Raw genomic sequence first — 981 nt, forward strand, 5'->3', positions numbered from 1 at the left:
TTAACCATAACTGATACAGATTCTAAAGCATTACCGGACGATTTGTCTGTTACTTTACCTGAAACTGATAGTTCCTGTGACCAGGCAACATGAAACATAGAAATAAAAAAGACCAGAAAGAAAATCGGAAATCTTTTTTTCATACGTAAGTAGTTTTAAACGTTAGAGAATGTTTTGGTTTTGTTAGCATAAGAAGTGTGAGGTTTTCTTCACCAACAAATACAAAGCAAAATTCCTATAGGGACCTCTACTTTAAGCATTTTTTACCACTACATTACCTCTACAAAGTGCTTGAAAAAGGCTTTTTTGTGCCTTTTTATATACTACTTTACCTCTACATTCATATTTTTGCAATGATGATTTCGAAAACGATTGCAGTTTTTTTTAGTACACTACTACTAATCAATTATCCAATTTTTGCCCAAAATGCTATTGGCTTACCAGTTGTAAAAAATTATACTACTGAGGATTTTCGTGCAGGAACGCAAACCTGGAGAATGGCTCAGGATAAAAATGGTGTTCTATATTTTGCCAATAATAGCGGATTATTGGTTTTTAACGGTACTTACTGGAAGCTGTACAAATTACCTAACGCTACAATTATCAGGTCGGTTGCAATTGATAAAAAGGGAAGGATAATAGTAGGGGGTCAGGATGAAATAGGTTATTTTTTCCCTGATAAAAATGGCTCTCTTGTTTATAATTCTTTTAAAAGTTTAATTCCGCTACAATCGAGGCAGTTTGGAGATATATGGAATATTACTTTAAACGATGATGAAGTTTTTTTCAGGGCTACCGACAGGATATTTTTCCTTAAAAATTCAACCATACAGGTATTTTATCCGAATACAGAATGGCTTTTTTTAGAAAAATGCGGCAATGCAGTTTATGCCCAGGACAAGAACAAAGGGTTGATGGTTTTTAAAAACAATGCATGGGAACCCTACTCTGTTGATCCGATTGTAAAATATGAGGTATTGA

Annotated in this window: 1 pseudogene; it reads left to right on the plus strand. The window is 33.8% G+C overall.

The features are described from left to right. Nucleotides 1-308: 308 nt before the first annotated feature. Nucleotides 309-981, plus strand: a pseudogene (locus tag NKJ21_RS27385) (hypothetical protein); the annotation flags it as partial.

The sequence above is a fragment of the Klebsiella sp. SWET4 genome (assembly GCF_024296565.1).
GTDB classification, from domain to species: Bacteria; Pseudomonadota; Gammaproteobacteria; order Enterobacterales; family Enterobacteriaceae; genus Klebsiella; species Klebsiella variicola.